At 39.0% G+C, this 15085-nt stretch carries 16 protein-coding genes; 12 read left to right on the top strand and 4 right to left on the bottom strand.

The window, feature by feature from the left end:
• The first annotated feature begins 16 nt into the window (after positions 1-16).
• The 3 genes from BM098_RS06030 (at position 17) to BM098_RS06020 (ending at position 4167) form a co-directional block, all read left to right on the top strand.
• On the top strand, positions 17-1687 hold the full coding sequence (locus BM098_RS06030; RefSeq protein ID WP_089831447.1) for a formate--tetrahydrofolate ligase: 1671 nt from the start codon (positions 17-19) through the stop codon (positions 1685-1687).
• Positions 1688-1919: 232 nt separating this feature from the next.
• Positions 1920-2468, top strand: a complete 549-nt coding sequence (locus tag BM098_RS06025) for a TetR/AcrR family transcriptional regulator (protein WP_089831445.1) — start codon at positions 1920-1922, stop codon at positions 2466-2468.
• Between the two features lie 49 nt (positions 2469-2517).
• Positions 2518-4167: a SulP family inorganic anion transporter gene (locus tag BM098_RS06020; RefSeq protein WP_222593092.1), complete on the top strand. Its 1650-nt coding sequence runs from the start codon at positions 2518-2520 to the stop codon at positions 4165-4167.
• Between the two features lie 92 nt (positions 4168-4259).
• Here BM098_RS06020 and BM098_RS06015 read toward each other — a convergent pair whose 3' ends face one another.
• Positions 4260-4550, bottom strand: a complete 291-nt coding sequence (locus BM098_RS06015) for a HesB/YadR/YfhF family protein (RefSeq protein ID WP_089831441.1) — start codon at positions 4548-4550, stop codon at positions 4260-4262.
• A gap of 232 nt (positions 4551-4782) precedes the next feature.
• On the opposite strand from BM098_RS06015, the gene BM098_RS06010 reads away from it, so the two are divergent.
• Positions 4783-5403: a helix-turn-helix transcriptional regulator gene (locus tag BM098_RS06010; RefSeq protein ID WP_089831439.1), complete on the top strand. Its 621-nt coding sequence runs from the start codon at positions 4783-4785 to the stop codon at positions 5401-5403.
• A gap of 76 nt (positions 5404-5479) precedes the next feature.
• On the opposite strand, the gene BM098_RS06005 is transcribed toward BM098_RS06010, so the two are convergent.
• Complete coding sequence (locus BM098_RS06005) at positions 5480-6007, bottom strand: hypothetical protein (protein ID WP_143423381.1); 528 nt, start codon at positions 6005-6007, stop codon at positions 5480-5482.
• A gap of 258 nt (positions 6008-6265) precedes the next feature.
• Between BM098_RS06005 and BM098_RS06000 the strand changes: the two genes are divergently transcribed.
• Genes BM098_RS06000 through BM098_RS05980 form a run of 5 tightly spaced genes read left to right on the top strand, consistent with a single transcriptional unit; the run spans position 6266 to position 9938 of the window.
• On the top strand, positions 6266-7417 hold the full coding sequence (locus BM098_RS06000) for an MFS transporter (RefSeq protein ID WP_089831435.1): 1152 nt from the start codon (positions 6266-6268) through the stop codon (positions 7415-7417).
• Positions 7418-7428: 11 nt separating this feature from the next.
• Positions 7429-8169 carry a threonine/serine exporter family protein gene (locus BM098_RS05995; protein WP_089831433.1) on the top strand — a complete coding sequence of 247 codons (741 nt, stop codon included), beginning with the start codon at positions 7429-7431 and terminating at the stop codon, positions 8167-8169.
• A 19-nt stretch (positions 8170-8188) separates the two neighbouring features.
• Positions 8189-8662 carry a threonine/serine exporter family protein gene (locus BM098_RS05990; protein WP_089831481.1) on the top strand — a complete coding sequence of 158 codons (474 nt, stop codon included), beginning with the start codon at positions 8189-8191 and terminating at the stop codon, positions 8660-8662.
• A gap of 11 nt (positions 8663-8673) precedes the next feature.
• A complete protein-coding gene (locus BM098_RS05985; protein WP_089831431.1) occupies positions 8674-9051 on the top strand; it encodes an OsmC family protein in 378 nt (125 codons plus the stop codon).
• Complete coding sequence (locus tag BM098_RS05980) at positions 9051-9938, top strand: fumarylacetoacetate hydrolase family protein (RefSeq protein WP_089831429.1); 888 nt, start codon at positions 9051-9053, stop codon at positions 9936-9938. The genes BM098_RS05985 and BM098_RS05980 overlap by 1 nt, the downstream gene beginning before the upstream one ends.
• 106 nt (positions 9939-10044) lie before the next feature.
• Here the strand turns inward: BM098_RS05980 and chbG are convergent, their stop codons facing one another.
• Positions 10045-10743: a chitin disaccharide deacetylase gene (gene chbG / locus BM098_RS05975; RefSeq protein WP_089831427.1), complete on the bottom strand. Its 699-nt coding sequence runs from the start codon at positions 10741-10743 to the stop codon at positions 10045-10047.
• A 47-nt stretch (positions 10744-10790) separates the two neighbouring features.
• Positions 10791-11507 (bottom strand): GntR family transcriptional regulator, encoded by a 717-nt coding sequence (locus BM098_RS05970; protein ID WP_089831425.1) that lies wholly within the window; start codon positions 11505-11507, stop codon positions 10791-10793.
• 182 nt (positions 11508-11689) lie between these two features.
• On the opposite strand from BM098_RS05970, the gene BM098_RS05965 reads away from it, so the two are divergent.
• The 3 genes from BM098_RS05965 (at position 11690) to BM098_RS05955 (ending at position 15047) form a co-directional block, all read left to right on the top strand.
• Positions 11690-12994, top strand: coding sequence for a 6-phospho-beta-glucosidase (locus BM098_RS05965; protein ID WP_089831423.1), 1305 nt, complete (start codon positions 11690-11692; stop codon positions 12992-12994).
• A gap of 277 nt (positions 12995-13271) precedes the next feature.
• Positions 13272-14681, top strand: coding sequence for a PTS sugar transporter subunit IIC (locus BM098_RS05960; RefSeq protein WP_089831421.1), 1410 nt, complete (start codon positions 13272-13274; stop codon positions 14679-14681).
• A 141-nt stretch (positions 14682-14822) separates the two neighbouring features.
• Positions 14823-15047 carry a hypothetical protein gene (locus BM098_RS05955; RefSeq protein WP_089831419.1) on the top strand — a complete coding sequence of 75 codons (225 nt, stop codon included), beginning with the start codon at positions 14823-14825 and terminating at the stop codon, positions 15045-15047.
• Positions 15048-15085 lie beyond the last annotated feature (38 nt).

The raw sequence follows: 15085 nt of genomic DNA, 5'->3' as shown, positions 1-15085 counted from the left end.
TAGAGGAGGACTATGCATGCTGTCAGATTTAGATATCGCAAAACAATGTCAGTTACAACCAATCGAAATAATTGCTGATCAAGTAGGAATTGATCAAGCATTCTTAGAACAATACGGAAAACATAAAGCCAAAGTATCACTTGATGTGATGGAGACAGTAAAAGATCAACGAGAAGCAAATTTAGTTTTAGTTACATCAATCAATCCAACGCCTGCCGGTGAAGGGAAATCTACGGTTACTGTTGGTCTTGCCCAGGCAATGAAGCAATTAGGGCACAGTGTGAGTTGTTGCTTGCGTGAGCCATCACTTGGACCGGTGATGGGTTTAAAAGGCGGGGCTACTGGTGGCGGTTATAGCCAAGTCGTACCAATGGAAGATATTAATCTCCATTTTACGGGGGACATTCATGCGATTACAGCGGCAAATAATGCTTTATCAGCTTTTATCGATAATCATGTTTTTCAAGGGAATGAATTAAATATTGATGTGCGCCGGATTACTTGGAAGCGGGTTGTTGATTTAAATGATCGAGCCCTGCGTCAAGTCATTGTCGGACTTGGTGGCGTGAAACAAGGCGTGCCAAGAGAAGATGGTTTTAATATTACCGTAGCATCAGAAATTATGGCTATTCTCTGTCTAGCAACAGATTATTCTGACTTAAAAAAACGACTAAATCGGATTATTATTGGCTACAATACAAGTGGTGCGCCGGTCACGGTAGAAGATTTAAATGTAGGCGGGGCATTGACGTTATTGTTAAAAGAAGCATTTAAGCCGAACTTAGTCCAAACATTAGAAGGCGTACCAGCCTTTATTCATGGCGGCCCTTTTGCGAATATTGCACACGGTTGTAACAGCGTCGTAGCGACAAAAATGGCATCGAAACTGACGGATTATGTCGTAACAGAAGCCGGTTTCGGCGCCGACTTGGGTGCTGAAAAATTCTTAAACATTAAAGCCCGTCAAGCTGACCTTGACCCAAAAGCGGTTGTCATTGTCGCAACGATTCGTGCCTTAAAGATGCACGGTGGTGTGGCTAAAGATCAATTAGAAAAAGCTAATGTTGAGGCGCTTTTAACAGGGTTAGAGAACTTAAAAAAACATACCGAAACGATTGATGCTTTCGGTTTACCGTTTGTGATTGCGATTAACAAATTTACCGCAGATACAGATGAAGAGATTAACGCACTGAGTGAGTGGTGTGAAGACCATGACTTTAAAGTCGCCTTAACGGACGTCTGGGCAAATGGTGGTGCTGGTGGACAGGCACTAGCGGAACTGGTTGTACAAACGATCGAAGAAAAAGAAGCAAACTTTAGACCACTCTATCACTTAGAAATGACACTGGAAGAAAAAATTGAGGCGGTCGCTAAAAAGGTATATGGCGCAAAGAGGGTAGACTATTCAACCCAAGCAAAGAATGATATTATTGCGCTGAAAGAACAAGGTTACGGTAATTTAGGAATTTGTATGGCGAAGACACAATACTCTCTTTCAGATGACCCTGAAAAGTTAGGCAGACCAGAAGACTTTACGATCACAATCAGAGAATGTCGTCCTTCAATTGGCGCCGGCTTTATTGTCTGTCTGACAGGTGATGTCTTAACGATGCCGGGCTTACCGAAAGAACCTGCTGCCCTTAAGATGGATATCGATGATCAGCACCAAGCGATTGGTTTGTTTTAATTTAAGGGCTGTTTTTCGTCTGGTACCGATTAAGTTAAGCTAACAAACCTATAATTAAGGTGAACGGAGAGCCTATATAAAACCATCACGCTAAACCGATAGGTAAGCGTGATGGTTTTTTAACTTATCTTCATGGTGGTCTGTTTAATTTTTCTTCTTTTTGGGTTGTTATTATTCCTCAAAAGGTTTAAACTAACGTTACCTACCGAACGGTAGGTAGGGAGGTGAAGGGATGGAAACAAAGCAAGCGATTATGACCGGAGCTTTCCAGTTATTTGCTGTAAAAGGTTTAGCCTTTAGTATGAGTGAAGTGGCTGATTATGCAGGGATTAAAAAAGCATCTATTTATGCGCACTTTGCTAGTAAAGAGAAGTTGTTAAAAGAGGTAATTGAAACGGAAAGTGAAGGCTACTTTTTGTTGAATACGCGTACTAAGGACTTAAAAACAGTCTTCTTTGATATTTTAACTTATCATAGAGAGGACCCTAAACGTACCTTGTTTTGGAAACGGTTATTAATCTTACCGCCAGAAGCGATGGATCAAGTTGTAATGAACCAAATAGAGACGCGGTTACAAAACCGATTTCAACACGTACGTGAGTTAATCAAACGTGAAAGTAAACAAGCGGATAGATCTGATGAAGAAGTTGAGACGTTAACGGTCATGTTTTTCTCATTGGTTCATGGTTTGTTATCAAGTGAACTGATTTATACTGAAACGGATTTGTCGCACATGTATGAAGGTATTTGGCAACAGTTTATGATAAATATGTCTCACTAAGGTACACATTAAGAAAAGAAAAAATAAAGAAATCAGGGATGTTGTGATGTTGAAACCGAAATTATTCTCTATTTTAAAACATAGAAAGACAGAACTAACAAAAGAACAAGTAGTAAAAGATATCATCGCTGGTGTTGTCGTGGCCATCATTGCGCTACCATTATCGGTGGCCTTGGCGATTGCATCAGGAGTATCGCCTGAAAAAGGATTAATCACAGCCATTATTGCCGGATTTCTTATTTCATTTTTAGGTGGTAGTCGGGTTCAAATCGGTGGGCCAACGGGTGCCTTTGTGATTATTGTCTTTGGTATTATCGCTGATTACGGGCTCGAGGGTTTAACGATTGCGACACTTATGGCCGGGGTTTTTATGATTGTGTTTGGTCTTATTAAATTAGGTGGCGTTATTCAGTATATCCCTTACCCAATAGTGACGGGGTTTACGAGCGGTATTGCGGTTGTCTTACTCTCTACTCAAGTCAAGGACTTTTTCGGTCTTGATTTAGCCAAGGTACCATCTGAGTTTTTACCGAAGTGGGGTGCCTATATCAGTCATGTCGACTCACTTGACGTGACAACCTTCATCGTCGGTATGATATCACTGTTAATCATCATACTATGGCCGAAAATCACGAAGAAGATACCAGGTTCATTAATTGCATTAGTTGTTGCAACATCGATTGTACAATGGTTTGATTTACCTGTTAAAACGATTGGGAGTGAGTTTGGAGATATTTCAGGCCAGCTTTCATTTGTCGATTTTTCGTCATTTGATTTATCGATGGCAACGATCAGTGCGCTGATACGTCCGGCATTAATGATCGCCTTTTTAGCGAGCGTGGAGTCATTGTTATCGGCAGTCGTTGCTGACGGGATGATTGGGAAGAAACACCAATCCAACATGGAATTAATCGCACAAGGTATAGCGAATATCGGTTCTGCTTTGTTTGGTGGAATTCCTGCGACAGGAGCCATCGCAAGAACAGCGGCTAATATTAATAATGGTGGGAGAACACCGATTGCTGGTATGGTCCATGCGGTCGTGTTACTTGTGATGATGCTTGTTTTTATGCCACTGGCGAAATTAATTCCAATGGCGACATTAGCGGCAATCTTAGTCATTGTTAGTTACAATATGAGTGAGTGGCGTTCATTTAAGGCGATTCTTTCATCAACGAAAAGTGATGCGCTTGTGTTGTTACTTACCTTTTTTATGACGGTTATGTTTGATTTGATTATTGCGATTGAAGTGGGTATGATTTTTGCGATGGTGCTGTTTGTGAAACGAATGATTCAAAGCACCGATTTTCAACAAGTGACCCACCACTACTTCGAAATAGATGAGGATGAAACGACAGAGGCGTTACCGACATCTATAAACAAAGAAACTGTCGTCTATGAGATCACCGGCCCACTCTTTTTCGGTGTGGCACAGGCCTTTTTGGACGTGTTGAATGAATTGCATACAGATACAAAGGTATTAATCTTAAAACTCACACACGTCCCCCATATGGATGCGACAGCCTATCAATCACTCGTTTCGATTAAGAAGCGTTGTGAGAAAGAAGGGATGACATTATTGTTAGCGGAAGTTAGTGATCAGCCGCGGTCCTTACTTAAGGCAAAACAGTTTTGTCAGGACTCTTCGGAGGTAATGTATCCAACAGTATCAGAAGCAATGCGTTCGCGTAGCGCTTAAGAATAAAAGAAAGCGATGATGAAAATATAAGTAACAAATAAGCCATGACAAATGAATCTGTCATGGCTTATGTTACATGTGTATGCACGCGGTTAAGTATGAAGCACATAGTCTATTTCTTGTTTTTTTTGACTATACTTTACTTTTAGGTTGTGACCATCAAAAAACCAGGCATCTTTTTGTTCGATGAAAAAAGTCAGGCCATCTGTATGTAAAATAGCTGCGGCGTCATTGGGTGTATCATTCACTGTTAAACCAATAGAAAAACCGTTGTCAGCTTGAAAGCCCCCTTGTCGTACGTAAAAGCGAACCATTTGCCCTTCCGTTAGAGTCATCTCACGTTTAAACCAGAAAAGTGCAGGTTGTGTGAGCGATATATTCATATGTCTCATCCCCTTTTAATATCCATTATAACAAAAAACATGACAAATGACGATGAAATGTCTGTATTTCATTAGGTAAAAGTATGTGATTTTCGTGATTTTCGGATTAATCTGTTGACGATTAAGTAGAAAAAAAGTAACATAAAATTGTTCAGGTATTGTACGGTAAAAAAGTGTCAAGAATGTAGCTTTTGAATTTTTAAATTTTTAAGAGAGCTGGTTGATAAACGATATGAATTTTTATTTTGTAAAAAAACCTTCTCTGTTAAGAGATGGCATTCAAGAACTGTTAAAACGTCGATTTAATGAAAGCCACATTATTTGCTGCAACCAGTTTAATTACGAAGAAATACATGAAGCATCAATTATTTTAATTGATGTAGATGAAGCACTTACGAAATTAGACGATTTAGAGCGGCTACACAATGAAGGTGTGAAGATCGCCATGTGGGTCGAAGATCTTGGTATAAGAGGAGCAAAGCCTTTATTTAAAATGGGGCTTGAGGGCTACCTTTATTATGACATTGATGAAGATACACTCGTAAAAGCGTTACGATTTATTATCGAAGGCAAACGCTACGTTTCGCCTTTACTCGGTGGAATGTTAATCGATGTCTACCGTAAATCACATATCAAAAAAGTAAAACCACCGCTTGATTTGTTATCAAGACGAGAATGGGAAGTCTTACAATTGCTTGTGAAAGGCTACAACAATGTTCGTATTGCTGATGAGTTGTTTTTATCAGACAAGACAGTTAAGAATTATGTGAGCTCCATTTTGCACAAGTTACATGTACCAGACCGGACCAATGCTGTGATTAAAGCATTGAAAAAACAATGGCTCTATTTATAAAAAAACAACAGTAAACTTTTTATATGGCTACCATATAAAAAGTTATAGAGCTGTTGTTTTTTTGTTATTTATATCCCTATTTGTATTGTTCTAATAAGGCTAACGTTTCCTCTACACCAACGACAAGTTGGGTTGTATCTGATACATATAAAAGCGCTGGTGTCGTCATGATATCAAGTGACGTTAAGTCAGTTGGTGATGGGTTGAAAAAAGCGGTTTGATGCTGGGCGATAATCTGGTCATCATTTATGATGATATCATATTGAATCTCAGGATGATTTAAGTACAGATCAGGCTCTTTTTCGTAAACCTCCTCACCCGCTTCAATGTAACCAATCATCACATCATTTGCTTCGTGATGAGCCTCCCAGTCATACCAAATCTCAAGGTTAGCCGCTTTGGTCATATCAACGACATATAAAGGAATCAAACCACTGTCTTCATAATCGCTAATATTAGCTTCAATCTCCTGACAATATCCGCAGTCCTCTTGCCAAAAATAAACGAAATACTCTCCGTCTTGGTTAAATACATTAGGTGCTGTTATAAACTCATGTGTTGTTTTGTTTGTATTAAAGATATAAATACTTATCAGAAAAATCATTATAACACCACTTAATAGAAGGACCCACCTTTTACTTTTCATCATATTCCACTCCTTTTTTTGTTTGGTCATAGACATGATGGTCACTGTTTATGACCGCTTTACTAAGAATAATTCCGTTGATTCACTCACAACCATTCAGCATCAGTATACCCCAACCATAAACACATGAAAACAAAAGCTGTGAAGTCCTTTCAATTGCTAGCATAAATCGATATAATAGGTTCAATTGGATTGAACGTGAAGGGGAGAAGAATATTGACACATAAAGAATCACTCGTGCCATTGAAAATGATGTTATTCAGTTTTCATGCTGCGAATACAATGGTAATTAGCTTTTTACCATTATTACTAGCTTATCGAGGTTTATCAGAACAAGAAATTGGTTGGGTATTGGCGGTTGGTCCGACCGTTTCAATTATTTCACAGCCACTGTTTGGTTACATTAGTGATAAGTTTCAGACAGTGAAGAAAGTTCTACTTGTCGCAACATTAGGACTTATTATTAGCAGTTTCTTTTTCTTCCAGATGGAAGTACTAGGTGTCTTACTTTTTTCAGCGGTATTTTTTTATTTCTTTTCATCAACGATCTCACCGCTAGCTGATTCGCTCGCTCAGCGCCGGGCAAAGGCGCTGAATGTTCCATTTGGTTCGATTAGAACATGGGGCTCGATTGGTTTTGCGATCAGCTCACTGGTAATTGGTCAGTATGTTGATTGGGTAGGGATTCAGTATTTATTTATCCCTTACGTCATGATGACAATCATTTTACTGTTATTAACGACACGGTTAAAGGATGTAAAAGTAAATACGAAACCGATTAATTTCAGAGATGTTGGGAAATTATTAAAAAATAAACAATTTATTTCTTTCTTATTGGTTATGTTTCTTGTGACAATTACGCATCGGACGAATGACAGTTTTATCGGTTTATATATTCGCCAAATTGGTGGACGAGATAATTTAGTCGGTCTGGCATGGTTTTTAGGTGTCTTTAGTGAGGCAATGGTATTTATGTTTGCGGGTAAATGGTTCAAAAAGTTCCACCCACTTATCTTTATGATTATTGCTGCTTGGCTCTATACATTGCGCTGGCTTGTTTATGGGATTGTCGCTGACCCGTATGTGCTTGTGGTCATGCAAGTTTTCCACGGCTTATCTTTTGGTGTCTTTTATGTGGCGTCGTTTGATTATGTCTCACATCTCATTCCAGAACATATGCAAGCAACGGGCCACTTAATCTATATGTCTGTGTTCTTCGGGTTCTCTGGTATTATCGGATCTCTTGGAGGTGGTTATGTCCTTGAAGTATTAGGTGGACAAACATTATACATTGCGATGGGAATTATGACGATTGTTGGCTCATTACTTATCGGTGGTTATCATTGGTTTTATAAAAATAGTTACTAAGGGGTGATGTCGTGGAGCGTTACACAGTAACGGATGTCTGTCTTCTCGCTGGGAAGTTGATGCTACAAAGTGGGGCAGAGACTTACCGTGTGGAAGATACGATGGTAAGAATTGCTCAAGCTTTTGGTATGGACCGTGCGCAGGCGCATGCGACACCAACAGCAATTATGTTTGCGACAGATTTAACTGAACCGACTAATTTTGTCCGAATCATTAGTCGTGAGACCGATCTTCATAAAGTGACACAAGTCAACGGGGTCTCGCGTGCAATTTCTGCTGGACACTTAGATGTTAGTGAGGCGGCAAAAGCACTCGAGACAATTGAAAATCAGAAGGACACGTATCCAAACTATATTCAACTCTTGGCTGCCGCTTTTGCGAGCGGTTGTTTTACGATTATGTTTGACGGGTCATGGTTAGATTTTTTACCCGCCTTTTTTGTTGGGGCGCTTGGTTACGGACTCATGAGTTACTTTCATGATATGGTAAAAATTCGCTTTTTTGCAGAATTTTTAGCGGCAAGTTTTGTTGGTTTATTTGCTTACCTCATGATTTTTTTAAACCTTGGTCAACAGATTGATAAAATTGTGATTGGTGCAATCATGCCACTTGTTCCAGGACTTCTGATTACTAATGCGGTACGTGATTTAATGGCCGGTCACTTAGTGTCTGGTATTACCAAAGGTGCTGAGGCTTTCCTTACAGCGGCTGCCATCGGGGCTGGAATTGCGGTCATATTCTTTATATTCTAATGGAGGTGGGGACATGCTGATGTTAGCTGAACAACTAGTGGCATCGTTTTTTGCGGCTGCTGGTTTTGCGATTATTTTTAATGTGCCAAGACAAGTGCTGTTTCAGTGCGGAACGGTCGGTGCGGTTGGTTGGTTTCTTTACCGGTTGCTCGTCCTCAATACGGTTGATGAAGTTGTCGCTACGCTTGCGGCAGCGGCTGTTGTTGCGGTCATTAGTCAGATTTTTGCTAAATGGTTCCGGACGCCGATCATCATCTTTAACGTTTCAGGGATTATCCCACTTGTCCCAGGAGGACTCGCCTATGACGCGATGCGCCACTTCGTTGAGAATAATTATGAAGTTGCGATTCCTAATGCCGCGCGCGTCGTCATGCTCTCAGGTGCGATTGCTTTAGGACTCGTCTTCTCTGAGATTATTAACCAAATGATTCGTAATGGTAAGTGGAAAAGGTACCATAATAAATATGACCGTAAAGGTTTAGAACGGTCTTAGGAGGAAAAGAAATGATTATAAAGAAAAGAAAAGATTTAATCCACACACTACATCAAACTTCAGGTGAAAAAGTTGATAGCCCGATTTTAGCACCAGTTGATTATTTAGAAGCATCGGTTGCGATGTGTGTGGCAAAAACATTAGATTTTCTTGATACCCGTGATGCTCTTGAATTATCGGGATACGAGGTAACGGTCACGTCAAAAAGTGACGACACTTTAAAACCACGCCGAGTATCAGACGTCAAGATTAACATTCACTTTATTGATGCGCTTGACACGGCTCTAGCTAAGAAGCTAAGGTTGAAAGCGAAACGTGGGTGTATGATTGGCCATACACTTGAACATCCCGTTAACGTTGTCTTAGTTGATGATGAAGGAGAATCTTGATGAGACTATTAACGTATCGTTTAAAGGACACAAACGACACATATCAAGTCGGTTTACTCAAAGATGAACACATTTATCCTGTTGAAGCATTGAAACCCTATGTGACAGATGAAGTGGTAAAGTCATCAATCACTAGTGACCCTGAATTATTTTATCGCCAGTTACCATCACTATCAGCGTTAAAAATAGCGCTTGAAAAGGTACCTGAAACAGCAGGAATCAATAAGGCGTTGATTGAATTTGGCCCTGTGGTGACACGTCCAAGTAAAATTATCTGTGTCGGTGTGAACTATTTAGATCATGTGAAAGAAATGGGGCATGATGTGCCAAAATTGCCAGTGCTCTTCTCAAAATTTCCAAATGCATTAATTGGTCATAACGCTGATATTATGGGGGTGGCTAAATCAAATCAACTTGATTATGAGGTGGAACTTGCTTGCGTGATTGGCAAGACGTGCACAGAAGTGAGCGAGTCAGAGGCGCTTGATTATATTTTAGGTTATACAATTGCTAATGACATCTCGGCCCGTGACTTACAAAAACGTACGCCTCAGTGGCTGCAAGGGAAAACATTAGATAAGTCAACGCCTGTCGGTCCGGTCATTGTTACCACCGATGAATTAAACGATGCCTCTCAGCTTGCGATTAAGTCAACTATTAACGGCGAAGTGCGTCAAATATCATCGACCAATCAATTGATTTTTGATATTCCAACACTTATTGCGTTTATCTCTAACTTAATTACACTGGAACCAGGTGACTTAATTTTAACTGGAACACCGCACGGTGTTGGTTTTGCGGAAAGCCCTCCGCGGTTATTACAATCCGGTGATGAGGTTGTTTGTGAAATTGAAGGCATCGGTAAGTTATCAAATAGTGTTGGTTAAATTCTTTCTCAATATACTTTGTGATAATATTTAGTTGTTGTGTTGACGTAAAAAGCGTTTGTCCCCCATATCGATGAGGGACGAACGCTTTTTATATTGTACAATTTCAGCACAATTCAATGCCTTCAAGAACTTTCATAGATGTTAAAAGATCCAACTCTCGCTCTCGCTCGTCAGTATAAGAAGATACCTTTAAAAGTGCGTCATCAATATATGCTGGGTGTGTCATAACTTCTACAGAATCGACGTTTAACTCAAGAAGTTTCTCAAAAAGATCTGGCTGAGCTAATTTATCATAAAAATCTAACCAGAGAGCTTCAGTGAGTATCATATCAGTCTGATTATGTATGTGCTCAGTAAGGCGAACAGGCACTTGATGTTTTTCTTGTAAGCGCTTAATAACCGGTTGCAAACAATCCCATCCATGAACATGGTGATGGCTATCGATATGATCAAGTGTTAAACCAGTGTTTAAAAAGGCTTGTATTTGTGTTTCCCATTCTTGTTCAATCTGTTTGATTTCTTCATTATTTAATGTTTCCTCAAATTTTGTCGTTTTAAATGCCCCCGATTCATTAATAAGTAAATCTACATCATCTCTTAAAGGTTTGCCGTATGACAGAACTAAATGTATGCCTACTTTTAAGGAAGGTGTAGCTTTGGCTGCTTTAACAGCATGGTCAACAGCTGTGCCGTTCATCATTAATGTCGTTCTTGTAACCACACCATCTGTATGCGCTTTAATAATTCCTTTGTTTATGCCTTCGGTTAAACCGAAATCATCTGCATTGATAATGACTTTCATCAAAATCCCCCTCGAATATTTTCAAATGTATATACATTTGAATACTTTTAATAAAGTCGCTCGACTTTGAAGCTCGTCTTATCACCTCTAAAGTAAGAACGAGAAAATTCAATAACTCTACCAGTTTTGTCTTCGGCGATTGTTTCAATAAAAAAGCATGGATGCCCGACTTCGCAGTCTAAATAATGGCTAATGTCTTTATCGGCCAAAGTGATTTCTAAGATTTCTGTTGTTTTATGAATATCAATATTATAATCCTTCGTTAAGGTTTGGTAGAGTGAGTTCTCTACTTGTTCTTTTTTAATTCCAGGAGCAATTTGCCAAGGAATATAAGCGATTTCATATTGAGTTATTTCATTATTCACCATTCGAGTCCGTTTAATCTTTTGAATGGGGTCGGCTTCATTTAACCCGAAGCGCTCCTGAATGGATCCTTTTGCAGCAATCACTTCAATTGATTTAGCGATAATTTCTCCTTTTTTACCTTGCGCTTTCAATTGTTGACCAAAATGTTCATTAGTAGGAGAAAGTGTCTGATGTGCTTTAGGTTCAGCAACAAAACTTCCTCTGCCACGTTGTCTAATAAGGTAGCCTTCTTGAACGAGTTGAGATAAGGCAATTCTAACTGTCGTTCGACTGACATTAAATTCATCACAAATTTCAAGTTCAGTTGGGAACTGATCACCTACTTTATAGTCTTTGGATTTGATCCGTTCTATTAATTCTTCCTTAATAAAAGCATGTAGTGCTTGTTTCTCTGCCATAAAATCATCCCTTCATGAAAAGACATCCGTGTCTAGTATAACAAACTTCATCAAAAGTAGTAACAATTTATTTTAAAAAAACATTTTTTATTAAATGTATTTACAATATTTAAATTGTATGATACATTTTAAATGTAAGCCATTACAAAATAAATATAGAATTAAAAAAGGAGTTTTTTTATATGAAGCTGGTCATTATAGGGGGAGGATCTAGTTATACACCGGAAATTATCGAAGGATTAATTAACCGTCACGCATCATTTCCAGTATCACAGATCGTATTAGTAGATATCGACGAAGGGTTCGAAAAAATGTCGATTGTAGGTGAACTAGCGAAACGAATGATTGAAGCATCAGGTGTTCTAATCGATTTGTCTTGGACAACTGATCGGAAAGAAGCATTAAAAGATGCTAACTTTGTTTCAACACAATTAAGAGTTGGTGGGTTGAAAGCACGTGAAAAAGACGAGCGTATTCCACTATCTCATGGCATGATTGGTCAAGAAACAAATGGTGCAGGTGGAATTTTCAAAGCCTTTCGTACCATTCCAGTATTACTAGACATTGCAAATGATATTCATAATATTTGTCCAGATGCCTGGATGATTAACTTTACAAATCCGGCTGGTATGGTAACTGAAGCGTTACTACATCATAGCCCACACAAGAGAGTAATTGGTGTGTGTAACATACCTTTTAATATGCAACAATCAATCGCAGAAGTATTAGAAGTTAATCCTTCAGCGGTTAGAATTGAATTTGTCGGACTTAACCACTTTGTATACGGTAAAAAAGTCTATGCTAACGGTGTCGACCGTACGCAGGAAGTGCTAGACAGATTAATTGATCAAGTGGTGAACTACTCACCAGCCAACATAGTTAACTTAGGCTGGACAGAAACGTTCTTGAAATCACTTCAATTATTACCAAATCCATATCACCAATATTATTACAAGCAAGAAGCAACGTTAGAAAAAGATGTTAAATCATACGAAGAAAATGGTACGCGTTCAGAAGTTGTACAAGAAGTTGAACGCAAACTATTTGAATTATATAAACAACCGACACTTCACGAGAAACCAAAAGAACTAGAATCTCGTGGGGGTGCATATTATAGTGATGTGGCTTGTAGCTTAATGTCAGCAATCTATAATAATAGCCATGAAATTATGACCGTCAACACATTAAACAACGGTGCAATCAGTGATCTTGCGGATGATAGTGTTGTAGAAGTGAATTGTGTGATTACCAAATCAGGCCCTATGCCACTTGTCACGGGCGCTTTACCATCGCAAGTAAAAGGTGACATTCTTAAGATGAAAGCCTTTGAAGAACTAGTAATTAAAGCAAGTATTTCTGGTAAGTATGAAGATGCCTATCTCGCATTTCTTGCCAATCCACTTATTGGTGATGAAGATCGTGCGAAGGTTGTATTAGACGAATTACTGGAAGCACATAAAGTGTATTTACCACAATTTAATAAGTAATAATATGTGAGAGAACATGCTGCGTTACTTCTAGTATGTAACGTAGCATCTCCTAGATTTGTAATAATTATATGTAAGCGATCATACATAGTTTGTTTCATTATATAGAACATTTTTTGTTCTATTGAACTCAAACGCTTACATATAACAGATTGAGAATGTCCGGAAGAATGATATGCGATATTTGAAAGGGGTGATGCGAAGCGAGCAAGAGTGCTCAAAAGGTGTAAAGCAATTATATTTAAACAATTAGTTAAAACTATGAGGGGGTTTTTGAATGAATGCTTTAACGTTATGGTTGGAGAAATACTTTCTTCCAATCGCAGGTAAGATAGGTGGGCAAAAACACTTAGTCGCTTTAAGAGATGCCTTTATTGGAACGATTCCAGCAACAATGGCTGGTTCGGTCGCGGTTATGATTAACGCAATTATTAGAGATTTACCACCGCAATTTTTTGATGGTTATGATGGAAACTCGATTCCGATTATTAGGGAAATCATCGGGATTAATGGTTTTGTCTGGAATGGGACCTTGGCCATCGCTGGGTTGATCTTTGTCTTTTCGTGGGGATATAACTTAGCTAAAGCCTATGGTGTCAACGAGCTTTCCGGTGGGATTGTATCTACAGCTGCAACAGTCGCTGGGTTAACGTTCTCATTCTCAGGTACATTAAGTGGCTTGAGTTTAGATGAAGGAACCATTGCTTCGATTAACGAAGCTGGATGGGCTGCGACAGCTACGGATATCACCGCTGGTGGTTGGGGCTGGATTCCTTTAGGAAACTTAAACGGTAACCTCTTCTTTACTGCAATGATTATCGGTTTTGTATCAACAATTATTTTTGCTAAATTGATGCTTGCAAATATTACAATTAAATTACCTGATACGGTACCGCCAGCTGTTTCTAAAGCTTTTGCAGCGATTATTCCAGCAACAGTGGCACTTTACGTCGCATCAATCTTCTACTTCGTATTTTCAAAACTTGTTCCAGGTATGACGTTCTTAGATTGGATACAAGAAACAATTGCTAGACCACTTCTTGGTTTATCACAAGGGTTTGGGGCAGTTATCTTAGTTACACTATTCGTTCAATTATTTTGGTTCTTTGGTATTCATGGACCAAACGTATTAGCACCAATTTTAGAGGGTGTATTCGGCGTTGCGCAAATTGAAAATATTAACTTGTTCCAACAAGGTGGTACAGAACTTGTACTTGAAAAGGGTTATATGTGGGTAAGAGGATCGTTTGATGCTTACTCATGGTTTGGTGGTTCCGGGGGAACGATTGTTTTAATCATTGCGATTATTATGTTCTCTAAACGTAAAGATTATCGTACAGTTGCCAACCTTTCGGTTGGACCTGGTATCTTTAACATTAATGAACCGATTATGTTTGGTTTACCAATCGTGTTAAACCCTGTAATGTTCTTCCCATTCTTATTGGCGCCAGTTGTTTCCGTATCAATTGGTTACTTTGCCACAATCGCAGGATTAGTCGATCCGGTGTCGCAACAAGTAGCATGGGTTACACCGCCATTCTTACTATCGTTCTTAGCGACAGGTGCTGACTGGCGTGCGCCAATCGTAACATTGGTTGCGATGCTTTCATCATTTGTCATTTGGGTACCATTTGTTATGGCAGCTAACAAAGTCGAGCCAGAATCAGCAGAATCTGCTCAAGAATAATATAACCTTATATAGCTAGACAAAGGCCACTTTAATGAGTGTCCTTTGTCTCTCAAATTAATCGAAGACAAATATTTGACAGGTTATTCATGAACACTGATAAAAAATATTCACAGTATAAATAGAAAGGAGAAGTTTAAAATGATAGAAATTAGTTCGCCAACACAACAAGACCGAATTATTGAGTTACTAACAGCCATTAATACAGATGACGTAACATTTACTTTTAAAGAAAAGAAGGGCATCTCACTATATTTTGAAACAAATGCGAGTGACTTAGAAGAAGCGGCGAAGATAGCTAAAAGCGCAATTAAGGCTGAACCATGGGGTACGGTGCTTTACTTTCGAAGCGTGCCTTGTAATTAGTAATACTGAGTCATTAATCAGTTACTATGTGATGGAAA

The sequence above is a fragment of the Halolactibacillus halophilus genome (assembly GCF_900115605.1).
Classification (GTDB): Bacteria; Bacillota; Bacilli; order Bacillales; family Amphibacillaceae; genus Halolactibacillus; species Halolactibacillus halophilus.
The sequence above is the reverse complement of the archived record's forward strand: the minus strand, read 5'-3'. Positions and strand labels throughout refer to the sequence as shown.

Excerpts from the sequence above, each read along its gene's own strand:
- BM098_RS06015 (WP_089831441.1), bottom strand. The coding sequence starts at position 4,550 with ATGAATATATCGCTCACACAACCTGCACTTTTCTGGTTTAAACGTGAG.
- BM098_RS05980 (WP_089831429.1), top strand. The coding sequence starts at position 9,051 with ATGAGACTATTAACGTATCGTTTAAAGGACACAAACGACACATATCAA.
- BM098_RS05960 (WP_089831421.1), top strand. The coding sequence starts at position 13,272 with ATGAATGCTTTAACGTTATGGTTGGAGAAATACTTTCTTCCAATCGCA.
- BM098_RS05965 (WP_089831423.1), top strand. The coding sequence starts at position 11,690 with ATGAAGCTGGTCATTATAGGGGGAGGATCTAGTTATACACCGGAAATT.
- BM098_RS06030 (WP_089831447.1), top strand. The coding sequence starts at position 17 with ATGCTGTCAGATTTAGATATCGCAAAACAATGTCAGTTACAACCAATC.
- BM098_RS06025 (WP_089831445.1), top strand. The coding sequence starts at position 1,920 with ATGGAAACAAAGCAAGCGATTATGACCGGAGCTTTCCAGTTATTTGCT.
- BM098_RS05955 (WP_089831419.1), top strand. The coding sequence starts at position 14,823 with ATGATAGAAATTAGTTCGCCAACACAACAAGACCGAATTATTGAGTTA.
- BM098_RS06010 (WP_089831439.1), top strand. The coding sequence starts at position 4,783 with ATGAATTTTTATTTTGTAAAAAAACCTTCTCTGTTAAGAGATGGCATT.
- BM098_RS05985 (WP_089831431.1), top strand. The coding sequence starts at position 8,674 with ATGATTATAAAGAAAAGAAAAGATTTAATCCACACACTACATCAAACT.
- BM098_RS06005 (WP_143423381.1), bottom strand. The coding sequence starts at position 6,007 with ATGATTTTTCTGATAAGTATTTATATCTTTAATACAAACAAAACAACA.
- BM098_RS05970 (WP_089831425.1), bottom strand. The coding sequence starts at position 11,507 with ATGGCAGAGAAACAAGCACTACATGCTTTTATTAAGGAAGAATTAATA.
- chbG (WP_089831427.1), bottom strand. The coding sequence starts at position 10,743 with ATGAAAGTCATTATCAATGCAGATGATTTCGGTTTAACCGAAGGCATA.
- BM098_RS05990 (WP_089831481.1), top strand. The coding sequence starts at position 8,189 with ATGTTAGCTGAACAACTAGTGGCATCGTTTTTTGCGGCTGCTGGTTTT.